We start from the raw sequence: 1,407 nt of genomic DNA, 5'->3' as shown, positions 1-1,407 counted from the left end.
TAGATGTAGTATAGATTTATGGACACAACTTGGTTAAGTCATTAATATTAAACTAACGAAAGGTTGTGTCCGAATCATGAGTCAAAAACGGTATAATCAAGAATTTAAACAAACAGTAGTTGAGCTTTATCGCTCAGGCACTCCAGTCAGTCAACTCTCTAGCGAATATGGTGTTTCAGAAGTAACGATTTATAAATGGATTAAGCAACTCTCTCCAATTGAATGTGAACAGGAATTAACTTTGGCTGATATAGAAGCCATTCAAAAGGAAAATCTTCGATTAAAACAGGAGATCGAAATCTTAAAAAAGGCTATGACCATATTCGCGAGAAAATAGATGAGCAAGAACTGATTGACTTGATTACAAAAGAAAGCGAACATCATCCAATCCAAATGATGTGTCGTGTTTTAAAGATGCCTAAAAGTACGTATTATCAATCGTTTCACAAGAAGCCGAATAGCTATCATGTCGCCAACGAACAACTGCTTGAACGAATTCGAGCAATCCATAAAGAAAGTAAGGGTCGTTATGGGGCCCCTAAAATCTTTGAAATACTTAAAAAAGAAGGCTATACAGGCAGTATCAATCGAGTTCAACGTTTGATGAAACAAGCAGGCATCCAATCATGTATTGTAAAAAAATTCCGCCCAACACCAACACAAAAGCCCGTAGAAGAACGAGAAAATGTATTAAATCAAGATTTCACTACAACAACAATCAACGAAAAATGGGTAGCTGATATTACATATGTCCATACGCTTCGTGATGGTTGGTGTTATCTAGCGTCCGTTCTTGATTTACATACAAAAAAAGTGGTCGGATATAAATTCTCTCGTACCATGACAACAGAAATTGTGCTGGAAGCACTTCAGAATGCGATTCAAGATCAAAAGCCCGATCCCGGTCTTATCGTGCATACAGATTTAGGAACACAATATACAAGTGAAGCCTTTCAAAAACTACTAAAAAAACATGAAATGGTTCCGTCATTTAGTCGAAAAGGATGTCCATATGACAACGCTTGTATTGAATCTTTTCATGCCATATTGAAAAAAGAAAAAGTGTATCTAACCAAATACGAAAGCTTTGAGACAGCGAGAATTGCGTTATTTCAATTCATCGAAGGTTGGTATAATCGCAAACGAATTCATGGAAGCATTGGTTATTTGACACCGGATGAATACGAAAAAATGTGCCGAATAGCAGCGTAAAACATGGGGTACAGAACACTTCCCCCTTCACATTTTTTTGGCACAACAGCCATGGGTTTATTTCTCCACGTCCCAAGTAGATTGTCAAAGGATCTTTTCACTTTGACAATCTACTTGGGACGTGGAACAATCCATGAATGGTTGTTGTGCAAAAAAACTTAATCTTTTTGTGTCCAAAAACTTGACGTAGATCCA

The 1,407-nt window shown here is 37.0% G+C and carries 1 protein-coding gene; it reads left to right on the top strand.

Annotated elements, in window-relative coordinates:
* The first annotated feature begins 76 nt into the window (after positions 1-76).
* A protein-coding gene (locus MHI02_RS18490; RefSeq protein ID WP_445668990.1) for an IS3 family transposase occupies positions 77-1,212 on the top strand; the annotation gives its coding sequence in 2 pieces (ribosomal slippage) (positions 77-311 and positions 311-1,212; 1,137 coding nt in all).
* The last annotated feature ends 195 nt before the right edge of the window (positions 1,213-1,407 follow it).

Origin of the sequence: Oceanobacillus sp. FSL K6-0118 (genome assembly GCF_038006665.1) — a bacterium.
Taxonomy (GTDB): Bacteria; Bacillota; Bacilli; order Bacillales; family Amphibacillaceae; genus Oceanobacillus; species Oceanobacillus caeni.
This window is presented reverse-complemented; position numbering and strand designations above follow the sequence as displayed.